The sequence below is a fragment of the Aliivibrio fischeri genome, assembly GCF_009727955.1.
Lineage (GTDB): Bacteria > Pseudomonadota > Gammaproteobacteria > Enterobacterales > Vibrionaceae > Aliivibrio > Aliivibrio fischeri_A.
Map to the genome: position 1 here is coordinate 66,971 of NZ_WOBR01000003.1, position 20,647 is coordinate 87,617.

General features: G+C 34.6%; 20 protein-coding genes. 8 read left to right on the plus strand and 12 right to left on the minus strand.

What is annotated here, in order from left to right; genetic code table 11:
• Positions 1–8 precede the first annotated feature (8 nt).
• The 6 genes from cpaB to GNP81_RS02150 all read right to left on the minus strand — a co-directional run bounded on the left by cpaB (position 9) and on the right by GNP81_RS02150 (position 4,134).
• The gene (gene cpaB, locus GNP81_RS02125; RefSeq protein WP_155670504.1) at positions 9–794 is read right to left on the minus strand and encodes a Flp pilus assembly protein CpaB; all 786 of its coding nucleotides are present in this window, start codon (positions 792–794) and stop codon (positions 9–11) included.
• 8 nt (positions 795–802) lie between these two features.
• Entirely contained in the window at positions 803–1,243 is a 441-nt protein-coding gene (locus GNP81_RS02130) for an A24 family peptidase (RefSeq protein ID WP_155670502.1), read from the minus strand.
• 8 nt (positions 1,244–1,251) lie between these two features.
• A complete protein-coding gene (locus GNP81_RS02135; protein ID WP_155670500.1) occupies positions 1,252–1,464 on the minus strand; it encodes a Flp family type IVb pilin in 213 nt (70 codons plus the stop codon).
• A gap of 352 nt (positions 1,465–1,816) precedes the next feature.
• Entirely contained in the window at positions 1,817–2,137 is a 321-nt protein-coding gene (locus GNP81_RS02140; RefSeq protein WP_155670498.1) for an Hpt domain-containing protein, read from the minus strand.
• Positions 2,112–3,254 carry an EAL domain-containing protein gene (locus GNP81_RS02145; protein ID WP_155670497.1) on the minus strand — a complete coding sequence of 381 codons (1,143 nt, stop codon included), beginning with the start codon at positions 3,252–3,254 and terminating at the stop codon, positions 2,112–2,114. Before GNP81_RS02145 ends, GNP81_RS02140 begins: the two co-directional genes overlap by 26 nt.
• Entirely contained in the window at positions 3,244–4,134 is an 891-nt protein-coding gene (locus tag GNP81_RS02150; RefSeq protein ID WP_155670495.1) for a helix-turn-helix transcriptional regulator, read from the minus strand. The genes GNP81_RS02145 and GNP81_RS02150 overlap by 11 nt, the downstream gene beginning before the upstream one ends.
• A 476-nt stretch (positions 4,135–4,610) precedes the next feature.
• On the opposite strand from GNP81_RS02150, the gene GNP81_RS02155 reads away from it, so the two are divergent.
• The 3 genes from GNP81_RS02155 to GNP81_RS02165 all read left to right on the plus strand — a co-directional run bounded on the left by GNP81_RS02155 (position 4,611) and on the right by GNP81_RS02165 (position 8,653).
• Complete coding sequence (locus GNP81_RS02155) at positions 4,611–5,519, plus strand: LysR family transcriptional regulator (protein ID WP_155674073.1); 909 nt, start codon at positions 4,611–4,613, stop codon at positions 5,517–5,519.
• Positions 5,520–5,631: 112 nt separating this feature from the next.
• A complete protein-coding gene (locus GNP81_RS02160; protein WP_155670491.1) occupies positions 5,632–7,074 on the plus strand; it encodes a DUF1254 domain-containing protein in 1,443 nt (480 codons plus the stop codon).
• A 40-nt stretch (positions 7,075–7,114) separates the two neighbouring features.
• A complete protein-coding gene (locus GNP81_RS02165) occupies positions 7,115–8,653 on the plus strand; it encodes a sulfatase-like hydrolase/transferase (RefSeq protein WP_155674074.1) in 1,539 nt (512 codons plus the stop codon).
• 66 nt (positions 8,654–8,719) lie between these two features.
• Here GNP81_RS02165 and GNP81_RS02170 read toward each other — a convergent pair whose 3' ends face one another.
• The 5 genes from GNP81_RS02170 to GNP81_RS02190 all read right to left on the minus strand — a co-directional run bounded on the left by GNP81_RS02170 (position 8,720) and on the right by GNP81_RS02190 (position 15,363).
• Positions 8,720–10,144: a sensor histidine kinase gene (locus tag GNP81_RS02170; protein WP_155674075.1), complete on the minus strand. Its 1,425-nt coding sequence runs from the start codon at positions 10,142–10,144 to the stop codon at positions 8,720–8,722.
• Positions 10,132–10,818, minus strand: a complete 687-nt coding sequence (locus GNP81_RS02175; protein WP_155674076.1) for a response regulator transcription factor — start codon at positions 10,816–10,818, stop codon at positions 10,132–10,134. Before GNP81_RS02175 ends, GNP81_RS02170 begins: the two co-directional genes overlap by 13 nt.
• A gap of 99 nt (positions 10,819–10,917) precedes the next feature.
• Positions 10,918–12,546, minus strand: a complete 1,629-nt coding sequence (locus GNP81_RS02180; protein ID WP_155674077.1) for a phosphoethanolamine transferase — start codon at positions 12,544–12,546, stop codon at positions 10,918–10,920.
• Between the two features lie 114 nt (positions 12,547–12,660).
• Positions 12,661–13,896, minus strand: a complete 1,236-nt coding sequence (locus GNP81_RS02185; RefSeq protein WP_155674078.1) for an OmpP1/FadL family transporter — start codon at positions 13,894–13,896, stop codon at positions 12,661–12,663.
• Between the two features lie 69 nt (positions 13,897–13,965).
• The gene (locus tag GNP81_RS02190) at positions 13,966–15,363 is read right to left on the minus strand and encodes a DUF1254 domain-containing protein (RefSeq protein ID WP_196587393.1); all 1,398 of its coding nucleotides are present in this window, start codon (positions 15,361–15,363) and stop codon (positions 13,966–13,968) included.
• Positions 15,364–15,526: 163 nt separating this feature from the next.
• Between GNP81_RS02190 and GNP81_RS02195 the strand changes: the two genes are divergently transcribed.
• The 4 genes from GNP81_RS02195 to GNP81_RS02210 all read left to right on the plus strand — a co-directional run bounded on the left by GNP81_RS02195 (position 15,527) and on the right by GNP81_RS02210 (position 19,716).
• Entirely contained in the window at positions 15,527–16,693 is a 1,167-nt protein-coding gene (locus GNP81_RS02195) for an anaerobic sulfatase maturase (RefSeq protein WP_155670479.1), read from the plus strand.
• A gap of 82 nt (positions 16,694–16,775) precedes the next feature.
• Positions 16,776–17,744 carry an endonuclease/exonuclease/phosphatase family protein gene (locus tag GNP81_RS02200; RefSeq protein WP_155674079.1) on the plus strand — a complete coding sequence of 323 codons (969 nt, stop codon included), beginning with the start codon at positions 16,776–16,778 and terminating at the stop codon, positions 17,742–17,744.
• A gap of 276 nt (positions 17,745–18,020) precedes the next feature.
• Positions 18,021–18,959 (plus strand): YeiH family protein, encoded by a 939-nt coding sequence (locus GNP81_RS02205; protein WP_155670475.1) that lies wholly within the window; start codon positions 18,021–18,023, stop codon positions 18,957–18,959.
• A gap of 154 nt (positions 18,960–19,113) precedes the next feature.
• On the plus strand, positions 19,114–19,716 hold the full coding sequence (locus GNP81_RS02210; RefSeq protein WP_005422035.1) for a hypothetical protein: 603 nt from the start codon (positions 19,114–19,116) through the stop codon (positions 19,714–19,716).
• Positions 19,717–19,767: 51 nt separating this feature from the next.
• Here GNP81_RS02210 and GNP81_RS02215 read toward each other — a convergent pair whose 3' ends face one another.
• Positions 19,768–19,917, minus strand: a complete 150-nt coding sequence (locus GNP81_RS02215) for a hypothetical protein (protein WP_005422027.1) — start codon at positions 19,915–19,917, stop codon at positions 19,768–19,770.
• Positions 19,918–20,220: 303 nt separating this feature from the next.
• On the opposite strand from GNP81_RS02215, the gene GNP81_RS02220 reads away from it, so the two are divergent.
• Positions 20,221–20,619, plus strand: a complete 399-nt coding sequence (locus tag GNP81_RS02220) for a CBS domain-containing protein (protein WP_155663827.1) — start codon at positions 20,221–20,223, stop codon at positions 20,617–20,619.
• Positions 20,620–20,647: the final 28 nt, after the last annotated feature.

The following is a 20,647-nucleotide window of genomic DNA, read 5'->3' on the forward strand; positions in this document are numbered from 1 at the left end:
TATTTACTCTATTTAATAGTAACTTTATTTGCACGGTATTCAGTCACCGCTCTAAAATCATCCAGTACATCACCAGCATTCGCTTTTAAATCTTCAACGCTGTAATTGCCTATTGATTTATGAACTTCGATTTTTGCGGCTTCTCTTGCAACAATAAGCTCAACAGCTTGGCTACGAGTAAGTTCAAGAATAAGTACTATGCCTTCTTTCTGGGGTTCGATTCGAGTCTCTGGAATAACCGTTCGCTTTACTTGCAACACTTTAATGCTTGTGAATATTGGTGTAATTGATAATGATTTGTTAGATTGTTTATTTGTATTACGACCTTCATCACCTTTAGTTAAAGCTAAAACATCTACAAAACTACCATTTCCTATTACACCACCAATAATATCAGGTGAATCAATAGATAATGGGAAAGGAACACGGTTTGGTGCAATTACATATTCGATATAGTTATCTTCTTCTGGAGTAATAAAATCCTCCATTGAAATATATGAACCTTTTTTAAGATCGTGTCTATAAATTGTTCCTCTATTCCAATTAATAGGCACATCCTCAGAAAAACTCAGTTTATTTGCTTCAGATTCAGGAAGAAGAACCAGAGAGACTAAACGTCGGTTAATTTCATCTCTCGCATTTACATTTTCTTTTAATTGCCAAACTTTAATTTTATTTTCTTCTTTTGGTTTTATTATATTTTGTGGCGCAAACATAGATAAACTACCTGCTAGACCATAAAGTCCAAACAAGATAGTAATCATTGCTAATACAACGATTATTTTAGCTTTCATAAATTACCTTAGAGTGATGCAGCAATACCAAATAAGCATCCAATACAAATAGGAACGCCATAAGGAACTGTCATTATTTTATTGTTATAATTCCCATCAATTCTTTTATAAATCAACATACTTATAGCAATAAGTCCACCAACAAAAAGAATGATCGTAAATATGAGTAACTGATAATTTTGGTTAATTGCGATAAAAAAAGAAGATATAAGTTTTACATCACCTGCTGCTATCATTTTTCTCATAAAAAGTATAAATCCAACAATAAATATTATTACTGAATAATATAATGAAGAATAATTACCACTTTTTATAACAAGGTAAATGCAAATAAAAAGAACTACAGTGCACAATTTATTTGATATAGTTCGTTTGGTTATATCTTGATAACAAATAATGCATGATATGGCGAACAATAGTGTCCACCATATAATTGAATCATTATTCATCTGGCAATTTAAGCGCCAGTATCATTCGCAGATGTAATATTATCTGAAATTGTACCAATAGCATCGATTAGAGCTTGTTGAAGTGTTCCATTAAACATCAATAAGATAATAGCAGAAATAGCTACACCAATAATTGCATATTCAATGGCAGTAACGCCACGCTCATCATTTTTAAAGTTTCGGATTGCGTTCTTAGAAAATTCGAAAAACTTAACTAACATTGTTTTTTACCTTATTATCTCTAATGTTAAAACTCGTAGAGTTTATATACTGACTTATTAAAATTTAATACGCACAAATCAAAGTAATTATGTGTATTAAGAAAGAGACGAAATAATAAAGGTTGGTACAAAAAACTAACAAGGCATGTACATTATAAAAATAAAATAAAATGCCAAATTATTGGGAGGGCGTTGTTTATATGTATTATCAAGCATAATAATTATAAATATATAACACTAAAGTGTTAGTATCTCGTTTAAGTTATAATTACTGGATCAAGATCTATATTTAAATGTAATCAGTCTTTATTTAAATACAAAAAAAAGCATAGTATCAACTATGCTTTTGGTATTAGGCTAAAAATTGTTCATCATTAACAACGATTTGGTACTCTCGGTGCAGAATTTCTTTTACTAATGTAAATCTCATGGCTTGGTGATAATGCTCAAGCCTGATACATACTTCATGCATTCTATTGAGCCCAGCATAACTAGATATCCCTTTTATTGCATGAATGGTATCTTTAACTCCGTCTGTTTCGATTTCCTCTAATTCTTTCTCTATTCCCTCAACTACCATCCTTTTAAAGTAATGTGCTTCTTCGCTAGGATGAGAGGTTGAGGTTCCATTTTCAAAATCTTTAACATTAAACGTTTTTAGCTTCTGATTCATAATCGTTAATCCAATTAACTAGTTTATCATTTTTCATTTCCGATGAAATAAAATCACCTTGTAGGCATTTAAATCCGTACTCTAGTGATTTTTCTTGTTGATTCACTTTTTGAATATTACTAATAATTATAGGAATATCCTTCCCATATTTTATTTTGAATTTATCAATGCTATGAAATACATTCTTTTTATATTCAAAACAAATATTAGAAAGCGATAAACCTTTATCTATAATTTTACATTGCAGATCATTTTCTACTAACTCAATAGAAATCCGTACGCCAGCTAAAAGCAGTTTTTTGAGATTTGTAGTTAATTTATCCACTAACGAAACATCATCAGAAAATTCAACAACAACAATTATTTTGTCTTTTGTAGTCTTATCAATTTTTTCGAATACGTGATGAATAAAATCATCATCGCATATTAAGATGTCTTTGACATTCAAACGGAATGTATAATCATGGTTGATAAATTTATCTCGAATATCGCGTTCAAGCAGTGTAAATGTCAAATTCATAAACCCTGCGGTGTTTTTCATCTCATTGATATCTGGTAAAAACACACTTTCAGCAACTGCACTTGTTTTTTGGTTTTTCCAATGAGGGGAAACTTGTACAGCATTAACATTATGTGTTTTAAAGTTAATGATGGGTTGATAATACAACTCAACAAGATCATTTTGTTTAACATCTTCAAACAACATTTTACTATCTTCAATTCTATTTAAATTAAAGAATTCAATCGTTGAAATGACTTCTTCTGATGAAATCGGTTTATTATACGAGTTAACAATAGTCACACCACTGACTTCAGCTAAATCCATTACCTTTTCTAAAATAGATACTTTTACTGAAGAAACAATCGCAACAGGTATATTATAGTTGTTATCAGATAGTACCTTGATTAAATCAAGACCATCACCATTCGGCATCATTATATCTGTTATAATACCGTGTATTAGATTTTTTTTGTTTAATATATTTACGACATCATTACAGCTTTTGGCTTCTATGATATTAACCTGTTCATTAAAATTTTTCTTAATAATAAATGAAACTACTTTCCTTGAAAAATCAACATCATCAACTAATATTATATTTATTTTACTTTTCATATTCCATTCTTCTAAAATCAACAAGAAAATGTAATGCATCTTTTGAGTGATTAATATTTAGCTTTGTAACTTCGGATAACTTATAATTTTTCCCATTAATAAATTCATTAAATTTAATCTTAGAATTTAGTTTAACAAACAATTTATGTGTATTTTTTTCACCAGAAATAAAATATAGTTTAGAGTCTATATTTGGTATATCTAAAAAATTAGTTAATATTCGACCTAATATGTATTTTAAACTATCATTTGTTGATGCATAAAAAGAGATAACTAACGGATTATTTGATGAATAGCTTTTTATTTTAGTATAATCAACTCCATCACACATTAAATCTTTTAAAAAATCCGATGTCACATAAAGAGTTATGGAATGGGCAATTAACCTTGATTTATATTTACAAATGATAATTTCAGCATTCAATTTAGCCATTAAAGATTCGATGGCTTTCTTAATACTATTCTTACCTGTTGATTTTATTAGTTGTTTAAAATAATAATCACTATCGATTATCAATTCCATTTCTTCAAGAACTGCATCTAAACCGGACAGCGTATTTCTATTTAATACATACGTGTTAAATTCATCATTCCCATAAGTATAATAATCACTAACGAAATGATTATCATTATCTACTTTTGGTAATTCTATATTTAAATCAATTATTTCATCTATAGGATCAACACCTAATAATTGATATATTTCAATTTGTTTTTTGAAAGGAGGAATAGTAATCCCCCTCTCCCAGCGACTGAATGTTACGTTATCTAATTTTTTTAACTTGGAAGAATTGTGACTCAATAAGTCAACCATAATCTCTTGAGTAACGCCGCTTTTCTCTCTATATTTTTTTAAAATTTGTTCAAAAAGATACTTCATATGTTGAACCAACCCTTTATTTAGCCATTATAAGCTTTTAAGCACTGACACCCCAAGGCATTTATAGCAAACAAATAAATAAAAATGCCTAATAAAGAAATTATTCTATAGAAATTATCTACTAATTTAAATGTTATTATTAATATAATTATCTGTTAAATATGCAGTTTTTAAAATCTAAACGTTTTAGATTTTTTTATATTTATTTAAAACGCTCAACATCACCTAAATTTTAAACATTTTCTAATTATACTTTTTATTTAATTCAACGATCTAGATCTCACTTAGGGATGAAGTTTGCCTTATATATGAGACTTATTTTCTATAAGAACATAAGTTACACTTTAAGTTGTTTTTCTTTCTATTTTATTTTCTAATCAATATCTCGATATTTTCACATAGTTACTGAACTCACTTTCTTTTCAAGCTATATTTCTCTTTAGTTATTTTCAATACTCAGTGGTTAGGTAACACCAATGCAGAACAATGATCTAAATTTGCTCAAACTTTTAGTCATCCTAAATGAAGAGAGACAAACCATTTTGGCAGCAAAACGAATGAATTTAAGCCAACCTACGATCAGTATTATGCTAAAAAAATTGCGAGACCAATTTGATGATCCTTTGTTCATTCGTGATAAAAACAACCTTACCCCCACAATCAAATGCGAAAACATATTAGCGACGCTTCCTACTCTTTTGACTCAGCTAAATAAGCTCTATTCAGATAATACACAATGGGATATATCTCAATTGAGTGGTGATTTGAACTTATTAATTTCACCTCCTTTGATTCCAACATTAGGCTCACAGTTAATAAAAAAACTGACGTTACTGGCTCCTGAATTAACCGTTCAATGCTCACACTGGGCGGGAGATACTCCACAACGTTTAGAAAATAATCCTCATCAACATTTTGGAATTACTTATTTACCGATGGAGACAAATAAAACTCTGTTAGAACAAGAAATTGGTAGTGATGAGTTTGCCTTTGTAGTCAGTAAGGACCACCCTTTACAGCAAGCTTCAATTGAAAACGTACTCTTATACCCTTTGGCCATTTGTCTTATTCCTGGAGGGATTACAGGTCCATCAAAAGCAGAGCAGTTAATTCGTAATCTTAAAATAAAGAAAAAAATCAATTTACGAACAAGTGATATTTCGTTAATGACAAATTTACTTAAAGAAAGTAATTATGTTGGCGTCATGCCGCGTACTCTCCAAGCTTTGATGCAACCTCATTTTCGCTTTTTACCGATACCTCATGAAATTGTACCTCAAAGCTACCAACGTAAAATTGCCTTATTTTGTCATCAAACAAATCGCAATCAACCATTAACTGAATGGTTAATTGAAGAAGCAAAAGGGATTTTAAATTCAATTTAACTATTATTACTAACGGAATTACACCTCTCTATTAATATTCTTAATAGAGAGTATAGAGATAATTTTGAACCAAAAAACATAAGATCCCTTTAGTTATATAAAGGAGTTATTTATGTTTAAAAAACGTATTTCTACCGTAATCATTTCCACCCTTTTAATGAGTTCTTTAAGCATCAATGCTGAAGAGAAAGAAACTCATCCCCTTTTATCTCCAACAGAACAAATTCAAGAAAACCAAGCATCTAACTGGCTTGATCAAGAAAGTTATATTTTAGCGACGAATGCGTATTTGTGGGGTTCTACTCTAGTTCGCATGGAGCAAATAGCTCGAAAATATACAGATATGTCTCAACCACAAAATGATACGAGCTATCGAGCTCCATTAAATCACTTTGGGCATGCTCGCAGACTTCCTACGAATCTAGACACGGATATGCCAACGGCTAATCGTGACACCTTATATTCAAGTGCTGTTGTCGATGTATCCAATGAACCGATCATATTATCAACACCAGCAGTCAAAGATCGCTACTTTGTGATTAATTTATTTGATATGTGGCACAACCTTTTTAAATACGTAGGGACAAGAGAAACAGGCGAAAATGCACAAGAGTTAATGATTGTGCCACCAAATTGGGTTGGAGATATACCAACAGGCTTAACCGTTATAGAGGCTCCTACTACAAAAATATGGTTATGGGGACGAACTCAAGTATTTGGTGAAAAGGATTACCAGAATGTCCATGATATCCAAAATAAATATACTTTAACGCCACTAAGCAAATATCTCGCTCACAATTCAAGTGATTTCGTATCCCAACCTCTACCCGCCCGTATCGGAAAACAGAACGATCCACTTCGCTTCTATGAAGAATTAGGGGCTTATATAAAAGCCAATCCTATTCCAGAACGTCAACAAGCCTTATTAGGTCAATTTAATAAAATTGGTCTAAGTAAAGATGGATTCGATCGAACAAAGCTGACTTCAAAAATGAAAGTTCAACTTGAAAAAGCCATTAAAGACGGTCAAAAAATAGTTTCGGTTCAAGCATCAAATCCTGTCACTTTAAAAACAAAAGACGGCTGGTTTTATTCATTCGTTTTAGACCAATTTGGTGATGACAATGCACTTCGCTCCCTAGTGGCGCATCCTTATCTTGGTGGCCAAGGTGCAAAGGAAGCTATGTATCCCATCGCTTATACCGACGTAAACAATCAATTTCTTTCTGGTGAAAAAAATTACAGCATACATTTTGATAGCCAACCACCCGTGGCTGCTTTTTGGTCAATTACCATTTATGACGCCCAAACAAAAATGTTAATTGCTAATGATATTCATCGTTTCAACATTAATGATCAAACCCCAATCCAAAAAAACAGCGATGGTTCTTTTGATCTTGTTCTATCAAATAAAAAACCAACAAATACTAAAGACTTAGCAAACTGGTTACCAACACCAAAAGGTAACTTTTATGCCATCACTCGTCTTTATATACCATCTCAAGAAATCCTTGATATGAAATGGACAGTACCACCTATTCAACCAACAAATTAACAGCACCATATTAATAAATTTTTACTGCAAGGTAATAAATATGAAAACGAAAACGATAGCAAAAACAGCACTAGCTCTTGCCGTTACCTCATTTGGAACTCACGCAGCACAAACTCAACCGAACATAGTTACCATAATGGTTGATGATGTTAGCCCTATGGATATTTCTGCTTATCATCGTGGATTAGGGGCAATTAACACACCAAACATTGATCGTATAGCCAAACGAGGCATGATGGTAAGTGATTATTATGCACAAGGAAGCTCTACTGCTGGACGAAGTGCCTTTATTACAGGGCAATATCCATTTAGAACGGGATTAACAACGGTTGGTCAACCGGGCTCTAATATTGGTTTACAAAAAGAAGACCCAACTCTTGCTGACATGCTAAAAGCAAAAGGTTACGACACTATACATGTTGGTAAAAGTCATCTTGGCGATCGAAATAAGTTTTTACCAACGGTTCATGGCTTTGATGAATTTTATGGCTTTCTTTATCACTTAAATGTAATGGAAATGCCAGAGCAACCTAATTTCCCCAAAGACCCTGACTTTATTAGCCGTCCACGAAATATGCTTCACAGCTTCGCCACAGAGAACTACGACAAAACCGTACAACCTCGTTGGGGAGAAATTGGTAAGCAGCGTATCGAAGATAAAGGTCCTCTTGGCTCTGAGCGAATGAAAACTATTGATGATGAATACGTTGAGTTCACAACACAATGGTTAGAAAAGCATGAAGCACAAACACCAGATAAGCCTTTTTTCTTGTGGTTTAATCCATCACGTATGCATCAACAAATACACGTAAAAGATGAATATTTAGGAGTCAGTGGTCACACCGAATATTTTGATGCGTTAAAAGAGTTAGATGACCAAATAGGTGTATTACTAAATAAATTAGATGCTTTGGGTGAGACAGATAATACCATCATCATGTTTACGTCTGATAACGGTATTAACCTTGATCACTGGCCAATGGCTGGTACAGCTGCTTTCCGTGGTCAAAAAGGAACGACATGGGATGGTGCATTCCGAGTACCTATGCTGATCAGTTGGCCTGGGCATATACCTGAAGGTGAATATACCGATGGATTTATGACATCAGAAGATTGGGTTCCAACCTTAATGGCCGCTGCGACAGGTGATACTAAAATCAAGCAAGACCTACTCAAAGGTAAAGAAATTAATGGAACAAAATACAAGGCTCATTTAGATGGCTATAACCAAATGGGCATGCTAACTAAAAAAGGCCCAAGTAAGCGTCATGAATTCTTCTATTACAATGAACAAGATTTAAATGCTATCCGCGTAGACAATTGGAAAGTGCATTTAAAAACTAAAACTGAATGGACAGAACCAGCAAAAGCATGGCCTCTTGGTATTATCTTAGACATTAAAGCGGATCCATGGGAGCGAAGCGTTGATACTAATGGTTGGTTCTTATGGATGAAAGAACGCTCTTGGATCGTTCCTACGCTACAGAAAAAAATTGGCGAATATAAAAAATCATTGAAAGCTTTCCCACCACGCCAAAAATCAGGTGGTATTGGAATGTCTGATAATTCAGTGAAATAAATTTCATTTTCTGGCCATCAATAAAAAAGGAGCGTTTATCGCTCCTCTTTTGTTTTCTATTTTAACTTATTCCCCTTTCGGAATAATGACACTAAACGTAATCACTTGTTCGTCAGTATAATCAACAGACAATTCATAGTTATTTACATAAGCGATATTCTTTACTATCGACAACCCTAATCCGTGTCTTCCTGTATGCGTTCTTGATTTATCTACTTGATAAAGAGGTTTAAACAAGTTCTCAAGATGCTCTGCTGTCAGTTTTGTTACCGTTCTATTTTGCACTTTTAGCACAAAATGAGCCGTATCGTAATTATCAATTGAAGCCACAATTTCAGAACCTTCTTCACTATAAAATAACGCATTATCTAATAAGTTTTTAACGACGGTTTCTAGGCTAAAGCGGTCAACATAAATAACAGGTGAAGACAAAGTCGAAATAAACGTTAAACGCTTCTCTGCATCAGGGTATTTAAACTCCAAATCAATACTGATTTCTTTAGCAAGGTCTCGGATATCAACATCACTTTTTTCAATATGATAATGACTCGAAGAACTTTGATTTAGCGCCATCAACTGATTCACGATATTCTTCATATTGCTGGCAATCGATAGCACATCTTCTTTATATGTCGCCGAAATTCTTACATCATCGGGAAAGCGAATGTTCATTTCACTAAGACTAATTATCTCTGCAATCGGCGTTTTAAGCTCATGAGCAATATCAGATGAGAGACGTTTTTCATTAGCCATATTTTGAATATTTAATTCAATATATCGATTCAATTCTTTGCGAATGGGTGCTATTTCTTTACTCTCTTTTGGGTTTTCTTTTATCTGCTCAGCATTCGCATCCAGTTCTGATATTTCTCTATTGAGTATATAAAGCGAGTCTAACTCTCTATCCACCACTTTTATTACCACGGTTCTCACACCAAAAATCGCAGTAACAAATACAAACAAAAGTCCTAAGTCAGCAAATAACAATATGTTCGAAACACGCTGATTAGATATCGCAAGCGTTAAATACATTGAGCCAATATAAGTAACATCTTCAGGTTTCACATCATGTGATAATTGAGGCTGAAAGCGTGAAGATATAGCCTTTCCCATACTGCCATCAGGTAATTTTATCGTAAAGATACGGCTGTCATGTGTCGCTACATCACGATAATCAAGATCGATATTCTCGTAATAAGACAAAGATTGAGATTTCGCAAAAGTTTGTTCATCTAGCCAAATCTGAAAATATTGTGCATCTTCTTTACGTTCGAATTGAGGCATAAAACCGTTATGATATTCAAACTCAATGCCATCACTTTCCACTTCAACCAAGGATTTAAAATAATTTGATTTCTCGACTAAGGCATCATCAAACTGCTGATCAACCCATGCGTCCAAAATAAAATCCAGTGACAAAAACACGACTAACAAAATGATGCCAATGATCACGGTTAAAGCGTTAACTAATCGATCTTTTATTGAGTACATGCGTCTTTTTCCACGTAATAACCAAACCCTCTTTTATTCTTAACTGGCAACTCTCCACCTAGGGCTTTCACTTTTTTACGTACAGAAGACAGATGCGATTCAATGGTATTTTTTGATAACGAGTCAAACGATCCAACCACATAGTCACTGATATTTTCAGTGGTCATTACCTGATTTTTAGATAAGAATAAACATTCAATGATTTTGTATTCGTTTTTAGTTAAATCAATAAGCTTAGCGTCAAATCCTAAGGTTTTCTTTGCAAGATCAAGTTTAAATAAACCAATATTTATATCGTCATCGTTATTTTTCACCTGCCCTCTTCTTCCTACGGTTAGTATTCGAGCATGGAGCTCATCAAAAGAGAAAGGTTTTACGAGATAATCATCGGCGCCAGACATCAAGCCTTCAACACGGTCTTCTGGCTGTGATTTTGCAGATAAGATAATCACTTTAACATCATTACCCATTTTACGGATGCTTTTAAGAAGAGTAATGCCATCCACATTAGGTAACATAAGATCTAAAATAATAAAGTCATAATCATTAGTAATCGCCATTGATAACCCTTTCGAACCATCACCTGTTTCATCCACAGTAAACCCTAAGTTACTTAATCCGACGATCAGGCTTCGGCGTAAATGTTCTGAATCTTCAATCAACAATATCTTCATCGTTCTTATCACCTTATATTTTTATAAGCAGATAATAACAAAAATAGGCTAACCATTCTCATGATTAACCTATTTCTATTCTATGTAAGCCTGTTTTAATTAATTTGCCATAATATCTAACGCATTATCTTTGGCTTTTGTCGTTACGCCATATAAGCCCAAAATAGTATGGAATAAATTATCATGTGAATAATCACTCGTTGCAGAATTATCGATTACCACCGCTTTATCAATGCCTTTTTGATTTGCGTAATCATCGCTCATCCAGATATACCATGGCACATGAGTTTGCTCTTTAGGCGCCATCATATAAGGTGCACCATGAAGGTAAAGTCCATTCTCTCCTAATGACTCACCATGATCAGAAATATAAAGCATAACTACATTGTATTTATCTGAATAACTTTGTAATTTTTTAACCGTTTGAGCAATAACATAATCGGTATAAACCAAGGTATTATCATATACATTCGTTATTTCTGCATCACTGCAATTCTCAATGTCACTGCGGTTACATGCAGGGCCAAACACTGCCATCTCTTTTGGATAACGCTTCCAGTAGGTAGGACCATGACTTCCGATCATATGCAGAGCATACACTTGGTTACCTTGTGTCTCTGCAATTCGTTTATCCAACCCTTTTAATAAAATTTCATCATAGCAGCTCGAACCATTACATAAGTTGGATTCTGAATGATCCGTAATCATCTCTTTTTCAATATTTTTTGCTACTGCCTTATCACCACCATCGTTATCAATCCATACCGCTTTCACACCTGCGTGGGTTAATACGTCTAATGCATTATCTTGGTTATTCGCACGATCTTTATTGTAACTAGTTCGTGTCATATTAGAGAACATACAAGGTAATGAGTGTGCCGTTGCAGTTCCACAAGAGGTCACATTCTGGAAGGTAATCAACCCAAGATCTTTTGTATATGGGTTGGTTTCTCTTTCATAACCGTTATAAGCACTATTCTGTGCACGAGCCGTTTCGCCAACTAAAATAACCATTAACGTTGGTTTGCCATTTTTAGCAGGAGTAACAACGGCGTCTTCTCCAATCGTGATGTACTCTAAAGGTGCAGTAAGGTATTCGTTTTTAATGTATTTAACGGTATTAAATGCATCAGCGGGGTTAATCATTTTATTTAAGTATGAATTATTACGTCCTATCGATGCATAGTCTTTAAAATAAAAAACCGAGATTAAAAGTAAACCAACAATCGCAACACTCATTAGTATTGCTCGATGAAAAAGCTCTTTTAACCAAGAGGCATGACGCACAATATTCACTTTCAATAATAAAATTGATGGAATAAGTCCAAATACAATTAAGTAACCAATGGATGCCGAGCTTAAATACGATGAGGCTTCATCTACATTGGTTTCAAAAATGTTTTCTATCATTGCGTAATCAAACATAGTGTTATATTGAAGAGCCGCATAAAAAGCCATAGCAGACGTTATGGTCAATACAACGACAATACCTTTAAACACATAAGGAAAAGCAATAAAAGAGAAGATAATAATAAAAGCACATGTAAGCAGTGCTGGCGTTAAAAAGAGAAAAACCTCTTGTCCTTGCGACAGTTGGTAAATTTTTTCATTGATTGGATAGTTAAAAACCACAGCAAAATAAAGTGAAACTATCGTAATAAGTGACACCATATTCATCGATATTTTATGGTTTTTAATTTTTGAGATCAGATTAGACAAAACAAGCATACCTTCAGTACCTTAAGAATGAGACGAGTGTCACACATCAAACTTAAGATTTACTGAAGATAAACTTATGGTTTACTGTTTTTTCATTTATTTAGTTAATAACTACGACGTTAATTACTTAAACATCATATTAATAGTTACACCGAAAAATTGATTCGCGTTATCAAATTGACCATTCATACCATTATTATTAATTTCTGGTTCACCATAATCAACATAGCTGTAATACGAAGTTAAACTGATATCTTTACTCCATTGATACGTTGCTCCCATACTATATCGGTGCTGAGTATCAACAGGCAAATCCGCCCCTTGATATTCAGAACTATCTAATGGAGAGGTCGCATAGCCAATACCAGATTCTAAACGCAAACGCGGTGTTAATTGATAACGAGCTCCTAATGCCGCACTCCATATATCATCAAAGTTACGTTCTATTTGTGATATACGATTACCATTATTAATAGAAATCATTGTGGAATCATTATCGCTCCATTGTTCAAAACCCAAACTCCATACCAAACTCAATGGATTAGTCAGTTGATGCAAACCAGATACTTCAATTTGACGAGGATTTAAAACATTTAATCCAGCTTCACCAGACATGGCTGGAATATTTTTATCAACGGCTCCTGGAATTGGACCCGGAATAGGAATAGAAACTGTCATCGCTTCACTAGAAAATGAGCCACTCAAATCATGATTCATCCGAGAACGATACGATATACCGAACCGATTATACTCATCAAGTTGATACATTAACCCCAGATTATAACCAAGTGCCCAACTGTCAGTTTCAATACTACCTTGTCCATATAGTAAGGTTTCTTCAAAGCTTGCATAATCAATTTGAAGTCCCGCACCAATCGATATCTGCTGATTAATTTGATAAGAAATACTAGGATTAAGCTGTATAACAGATAAACGAAGATCATTTAAATTACGTGCGCCAGCATAAGATGTTCCATAATCTAGTGCGCTTCCTCCTTGTGCTGAAACACTCATTCCCAAATGAATATCATCATTCAACTGATGCACATAATATAAAGAGCCATAGGGTTGAACACCGCCAGCGTTATCGCTGTCTTTACTAGAATCACTAGCATCATGGTAATAAATGCCTAAATTCATTACTGCAGCATTAACACTTAACGCATCCCCCTCAATATAACTCATACCTGCAGGGTTGGAATAAGCAACAGAAGCATTTTCAGCTAACACAGCACTACCGGCTCCCGCAGTACTTACTGTCATTTTGCTCATTTCTTGTACTAACGTTCCAGCAGCATTAGCTTGAAAAGCAAGCAATAAAGCAGAACCTAAAAAAGTTAAAGAATAAGAAGTTTTCATAATTAACCCTTATAGCTAACAAAAAAGAGCACCTTAAACACAAGGTACTCTTAAATCTAAAATAGTGATTTATTGCTTAACCACTTGCGGAAGCTTGTAAGCATTATCTAATACGGCTTGAGTTGGTTCGTACAAACGCATATGTAAATAAAAATCATCTTTTGGCGCTGGAAGCCAATTACAGTTCGAATCTGTAGGCTTATTATTCTGAATACATACCGTTAATGACCCATCTTTATTATAAATAAGTTCATCTTTTCTATTCGTCGATACTGAGTAACGATCAATGCTGTTTGGCACCATAAATAAGTGCTTCGCATCATACATAGTTAATGACCAAAACTCTTTTGCAGGTGCGTCAGCAGGCATGGTCATGCGGTACTTGTTTTTTCCTGACAATTGCTGATCGTTAGAATCAGTATAGCGATTTGGATACAGTGCACGCTCTTTAGTATTTAAACCGGCAGCGCGGAAGTTAATACTGGCGCGACTAAGGTAATCATTACCATAGCGTCCGCCTTCGTACATCATCGCCCAACCGTTATTTTTAACGCCTAAATCACGACTTGCGTATTGAATAATTTGTGGTGCCGCATTTAATGCTCGCAGTAAACCTTTTTTCTGATCTGCCGTTAAATCGTCAGCATTAAATGGCTTATCACCACCAATGCCAATGTACTTAAATTGATCAACCATTGCCGCATCGCCTACTATCGGGTTTGCACGCAGCTCGCTATCAATCAATTTAAACCATTCCAATCCTTTTGGTGGCGCTAATCGTGAAATCCCCGTTTTAGCGTGAGTTAATTTAACGGGTTGGTGCGCTTGTCCTAATTCTGATAATGGGTAATTGATAAATCCATCATGAACTTTTAAAGCAGTAGGCAGATCTTTATCACCAAAGACACTTGTGCGTTGAATATACCAAACTAGCGGTGTTCTTGATTCTATAATGCCATCAATCCCATCAGGAATTCCGCCCTCAAGTCCTTTCCACCCTTTATTTACTAAAAGATATTTTCCACCATTTTTACCGACGTTTTCTTTAATTAAATTTCCTACCGCTTCTGAGTAATCATCAAGCAGTTGCACAATAAAATAACGATTATCCGTTGGTGGAACTTCAATCACTAGTGGCCCAGTGTCATTCAAATTAATATGAGATTGAGAATACAGGCTATCGTTATTCACCGTTGGGACAACTCTATCTTCTGGCCCTGCTAACTTAAGTGTTTTTCCCATCATATTTAATGGTGCAGCCCCATTATCCATAGGGGCATCAACATTAGTTGAAGCAGCCCTTACTTGAGCAACAGTTAAAGGGCCGGCTCCATAAATAAAGGCTTGAAGTCCTAAATTATAAGCTAACTCTTCTTGGGGGTTCACCGGTGTTAATTGAGCTGCAAACACACAAGAGCTACTTAAAATGCTGCTTGCAATAACCGTAGTCATCAATGCTTTTTTCATCATTCAAACCTCTATTAAAAATACACTTTTAGACTATCGACTCACAATAAAGAAGAACAATTGAAAGAATGAATACCCTCTATTTAAAAATGCAATTCGACTATATAAGAGGAATTCATTAAATTAATAAGTGTCAGTAATGATCATTTAATGAGGAACAATAATGACAAAACAGTTAGCAGCTACTTCAACACCATATGGCTTATTTATTAAAGCTGAAAGTGCGAGATGCAACCTAGATTGTCATTACTGCTATTACCTGAAAAATGAAGACAAAAACAAACCAGGAATGGACGCAGAAACATTAGAGAAACTGGTTTCTAATCATATTCAATCTCAACCAGCTCAAATACCTGTTATTGATTTTATTTGGCATGGTGGAGAACCTATGATGAAAGGGTTAGCCTTTTATCAAACAGCGATAGAGCTTCAACAAATACATAAATCTGCAACTCCAATCCAAAATACAATTCAAACTAATGGCACCCTCATTAATGAACGCTGGGCAGCTTTCTTTGCCCAACATAATTTTATGGTCGGGATCAGTATCGATGGACCACAACTGATTAATGATATTGCTCGGATTGATAAATCAGGCAACTCCTCTTTTGAGCGAACCATGCGTGGCATACAACACTTAAAGCAACAAAACGTTGAATTTAATACACTTACGGTTATTAATAATAAAAGCTATAAGCATGGCAAAGCTATTTATCGATTTTTAAAAGAGAATGGCAGCACTTATCTACAATTTCAGCCATGTATTGATCACGAAATGGATCGTCGCTTTGATTACGATTGGACTTTAACAGGTAAGCAATGGGGTGAGTTCTTATGCAATGTTTTTGATGAATGGGCTGCAAACGATATTGGTAAGATTTACGTTCAATTTTTTGAAAACTGTTTAATGATCTTAATGGGTCATCAAAGCCAAATGTGTCATCATGCAGAAACTTGCGGCCAACAATTGATGATAGAATCTAACGGTGACGTTTTTAGTTGTGACCATTACGCCTATAGCAACTATAAAATAGGTAATATCAATGATAATAATGCCTCTTTAGCACAGATGGTTAACTCACCAGAGCAAATGCTATTTGGGCAAAATAAATACGACTCACTGAATCAAAAGTGCCTTCGTTGTGATTTTAAACCCTTGTGTAATGGTGGTTGCCCTAAAAATAGAGTAGATAAAATAAATAATGGTGAAAACCATAATGTTTTGTGCGAAGGTTATGAACATTTTTTTAAACACGCCTTACCAACAATGCTTAAAATGGTAGATGCAATGAAACAAGGTTACTCACCTATTCATTACCCTATGTTTTAAGAAAATTAATATACATTCAACACAACTCAAGTTTATATACCATACTTAGTATTAATGACAATCACTTACGGATGAGTGTTGAATGCTAAAGCGTCCATCAAATTTAATTATATTGGTATTCATTTTACTACTGCCCTCTGCTATCTGGGGCATGTCTTTTGAGCCATCCAACCTCTGGTGGCTTGAAAACATAACAGGCATACCAAGTATTTTAGTTACCTACTATATTGGGCTCAGCGTTATTTTTGCTTTTCTTCACTATTATGCTTTTTCAGGGTTAGCACTTTTATTATCTTGCATATGGTTTATGCTGTCTCCCCCTTCAAGCTACAGCAATGGTCAATGTGTAGACCCTTTAACCATTGTTCAATATAACCTGTATTACACCAACCCTAACCTCACACCATTTTTAGATTACTTAGAAAAAAGCGAGATCGATTTGGTCGTATTACAAGAAACTGCACCATGGCATGGTGACCAATTTATGGAATTAATCGATAAGTATCCATATCAATTTGGTGGAACTCCGGGGCTAGGTTACCCAAGTGGACAAATGATCATCAGCAAACAACCATTAAATCTGAAAGCTCAAAACACACCGGCGGGACATTACATGATAAGTGGCGTTTGGCAGAGCAGTAAACATCGTCCTGTTAGCTTATATACAGCTCATCCTCCATCACCAAGATCAGAACAACTTTGGCATGAAAGAAACGCCTTAATAGGTAGTTTAGAACGATTATCTGACTATTCACCTTATGCGGATACTCTTATCATCGGTGACTTTAATTTATCTGCAAATACAAGACGATTTACAGACGCTTATCAAGATTACCACACAGCCCCATTACAGAGCTGGCCACGAGAGATAAAAGGACTCCCAATACCTTCTTTCTCTCGAATTGCGATAGACCATCTTTGGATAAGAAACACAGAATCACCTTCACTCTTCATTTGTAAACGTGAAGTGTTAAGTCAATTTTCTGGTTCTGATCATAGTGCTGTAGTGACGTATTTAAGTGAGAGACAGTACAAAACAAGCGGTAAATAATGGTGTATCCCCAATCAAAGGTTCTTTCTATCTGACGTTATTTATATTTTTATGTTGTTTAAAAAGTATACCGAATAACCATTAATTTATAAGAGCATAAGGCTCTTAAGTTTGTTGCATTTTTTGACAAATCCAGAGTAATTAACTTAAATAGAAACGTTTAGTAAAACCCATACTATCGTTAAGGATTTATTAACGTAAGATATGGATTAATTAAACTTACTAAATAAATAAAAAGTGATATCGTGCAGCAATCTATGTCTAAAGATAAATCGTATGACTTTTAATAAACAACACTTATTACACTACTCTCCTTTTTATATCGCAGCACTACTGACTCTTACGCCTTGGATTAGCTCTCCTACCGCATTAGTTATGGGCTTTGCTCTTGCCAGTTTCGGATTCGTTCCAACCACTTTTGCTCTTGGCAAAGTCACCAAAAAACTATTGGCTTACTCTATCGTTGGGCTAGGGTTTGGCATTCAACTTAATGAAGCCATTGAAGCGACATCAAATGGCATCGGTATTATTTTAGCCACTATTACGGGTACTCTAATTTTAGGTTGGCTATTAGCAAAACAGATGAAATTAGATAAAGTCACAGGACACCTAATTGCTTCAGGTACCGCTATTTGTGGCGGAAGTGCGATTGCCGCTGTCGCTCCAGCGATTAATGCAGATGAAGAGTCAACAGGCCTTGCTCTTGCTACTGTATTTGTTCTTAATTCTATTGCACTCTTCATCTTTCCCGTTATTGGTCACGCACTAGAATTAAGCCAACATACCTTCGGTACATGGGCGGCAATCGCTATCCATGACACTTCTTCTGTTGTAGGGGCTGCATCTGCTTATGGTGAAGTGGCACTTAAAACAGCCACCACATTAAAATTGGCTCGTGCTTTATGGATTGTTCCGGTTGCTCTTATCAGTGCGTTATTATTTAGAAGCAATAGCAAGAAAATTACTATTCCTTACTTCATTGTTTTTTATTGTTTAGCCATACTGATAAGCGATAACTTGCCGCAATTTGATTTAATTTATAATGGTATTTTTGATATATCGAAAAAACTGTTGGTTTTATGTTTATTCTTTATTGGATGCGGTATTTCAATCGAAAAGATTAAAGCGGCTGGCGCAAAACCACTTATTTTTGGTGTGACACTTTGGGTGATAATTTCAACTACCTCATTGTTTTATATTATGAATTACGCTTAATTACACATATAAGGTATAGCAGCCTGTCGTTATGGAATCCTATTTTTTATAAATAGCTACATATCTACGCCTTATAGCCTCTTATACTAACAAACCGTTTGTTATTTGAGAGGCTGTTATGCTTTTTTCCTACTCAAAGTCCAAAGAGATCAAAATGATCCAAAGAGGACTGCTTCAATTCTTTATTCAATGCGTCGTTGTTGCCATTGCTTATCTTGTTATTCGTACTGACATTATCACATTAAAAGATGGGGTAAGTGAGCAATCACTGACTGAATATTACCAACAATTTTTACTTTTAATTGTTATCTTATCATTCAGTTACATAGCAAAAATAAATCCTAAAGCTCGTTCATTTGCTATCTTAGTCGTCGGTTTTTTCAGTTGCATGTTCATTAGAGAATGTGATGGTGTACTTGATAAAGTTTATCATGGCTTTTGGCTTGTACCTGCACTTGTCGTCACCTTTGTGTGTATCTTCTTTGCTCTAAAAGATAAACAAGGCCTACTCTCTACATCAGCAAAATTCTTTGATAGCCGTTATTTTTACACTATGAGTTGTGCATTGGTTGTAGTTCTCGTTTTTTCTCGCTTAGTTGGTATGAACCACTTATGGCAAACCCTGCTACAAGGGCAGTACATTCGAACAGTTAAAAATCTTGCTGAAGAAGGGACGGAATTACTCGGATATTCTTTATTAGCATACAGCGCATTAGGTTTTGGGTATCAAGTACGAAAAATACAAGTATCAGAATAACAAAAAAAAGCTAATTGATAGGGGGAGGTTCAATTAGCTTTTACTTAAAATTTATTCACTCAAGGCTTCTGTTTTTTTAATAAAATAACTCAACATACGTATGATATCAGCCTTGCTAATATCTTTGGCTACCAATGCTAATTCAAGGTCTTTTTTCATCACTTTCACTAGCACTTGCTTTTCTAAGTCATATTTATTCATCAATTACTGCCTCAAAATTGGTTTAGAACGATTATAAATACCTACTAGAACTGGGGGGATAGCATCTGAAATTTAGTTCATATCCTATATGCCTAATTCCCTTCAATTTATAGAACAAACACTTAGTTTGATTATCTCTATCATTTTTTATGAATAACTAACCACTTTTAAAATAAACGCCAAGCGAATGACATAAAAACGACATAAATTTGAAATACTATATACATTACTAATTGATCTTGAGAATACGCTGGAAATTATTCATCAAGGTGCAATATTAATTAAAGTTGTAGTAGAAAAGTCATGAATAGAATAAAAGTCGAAAACGTTATGTCCAATACTTACGTTGTGGTTGATGGATTAATGACAGTCGCCGAAGGGATCGTATTAGCTAAACAGAAACAAGTCAAAGAACTCATTATCAAAAAACGACATGATAATGATGAATACGGAATCGTATTATTAAGTGATATTGCCAAAAAAGTGCTCATGCAAAACCGTTCAACAGAGAGAACCAATATTTATGAAATCATGACAAAACCCGTACTTTCTGTCTCACCCGATATGAACATAAAATATTGTGCTCAGCTATTTGAGCGTTTTGGAATCAGTCGTGCTCCAGTGCTCAGACACGGAGAAATAGTGGGAGTGGTAAGTTACAACAATATTGTACTAAATGGGATGACAGGGTTTGGATATTAAATAAGTGACTTAAAGAACTAAGCCTTTA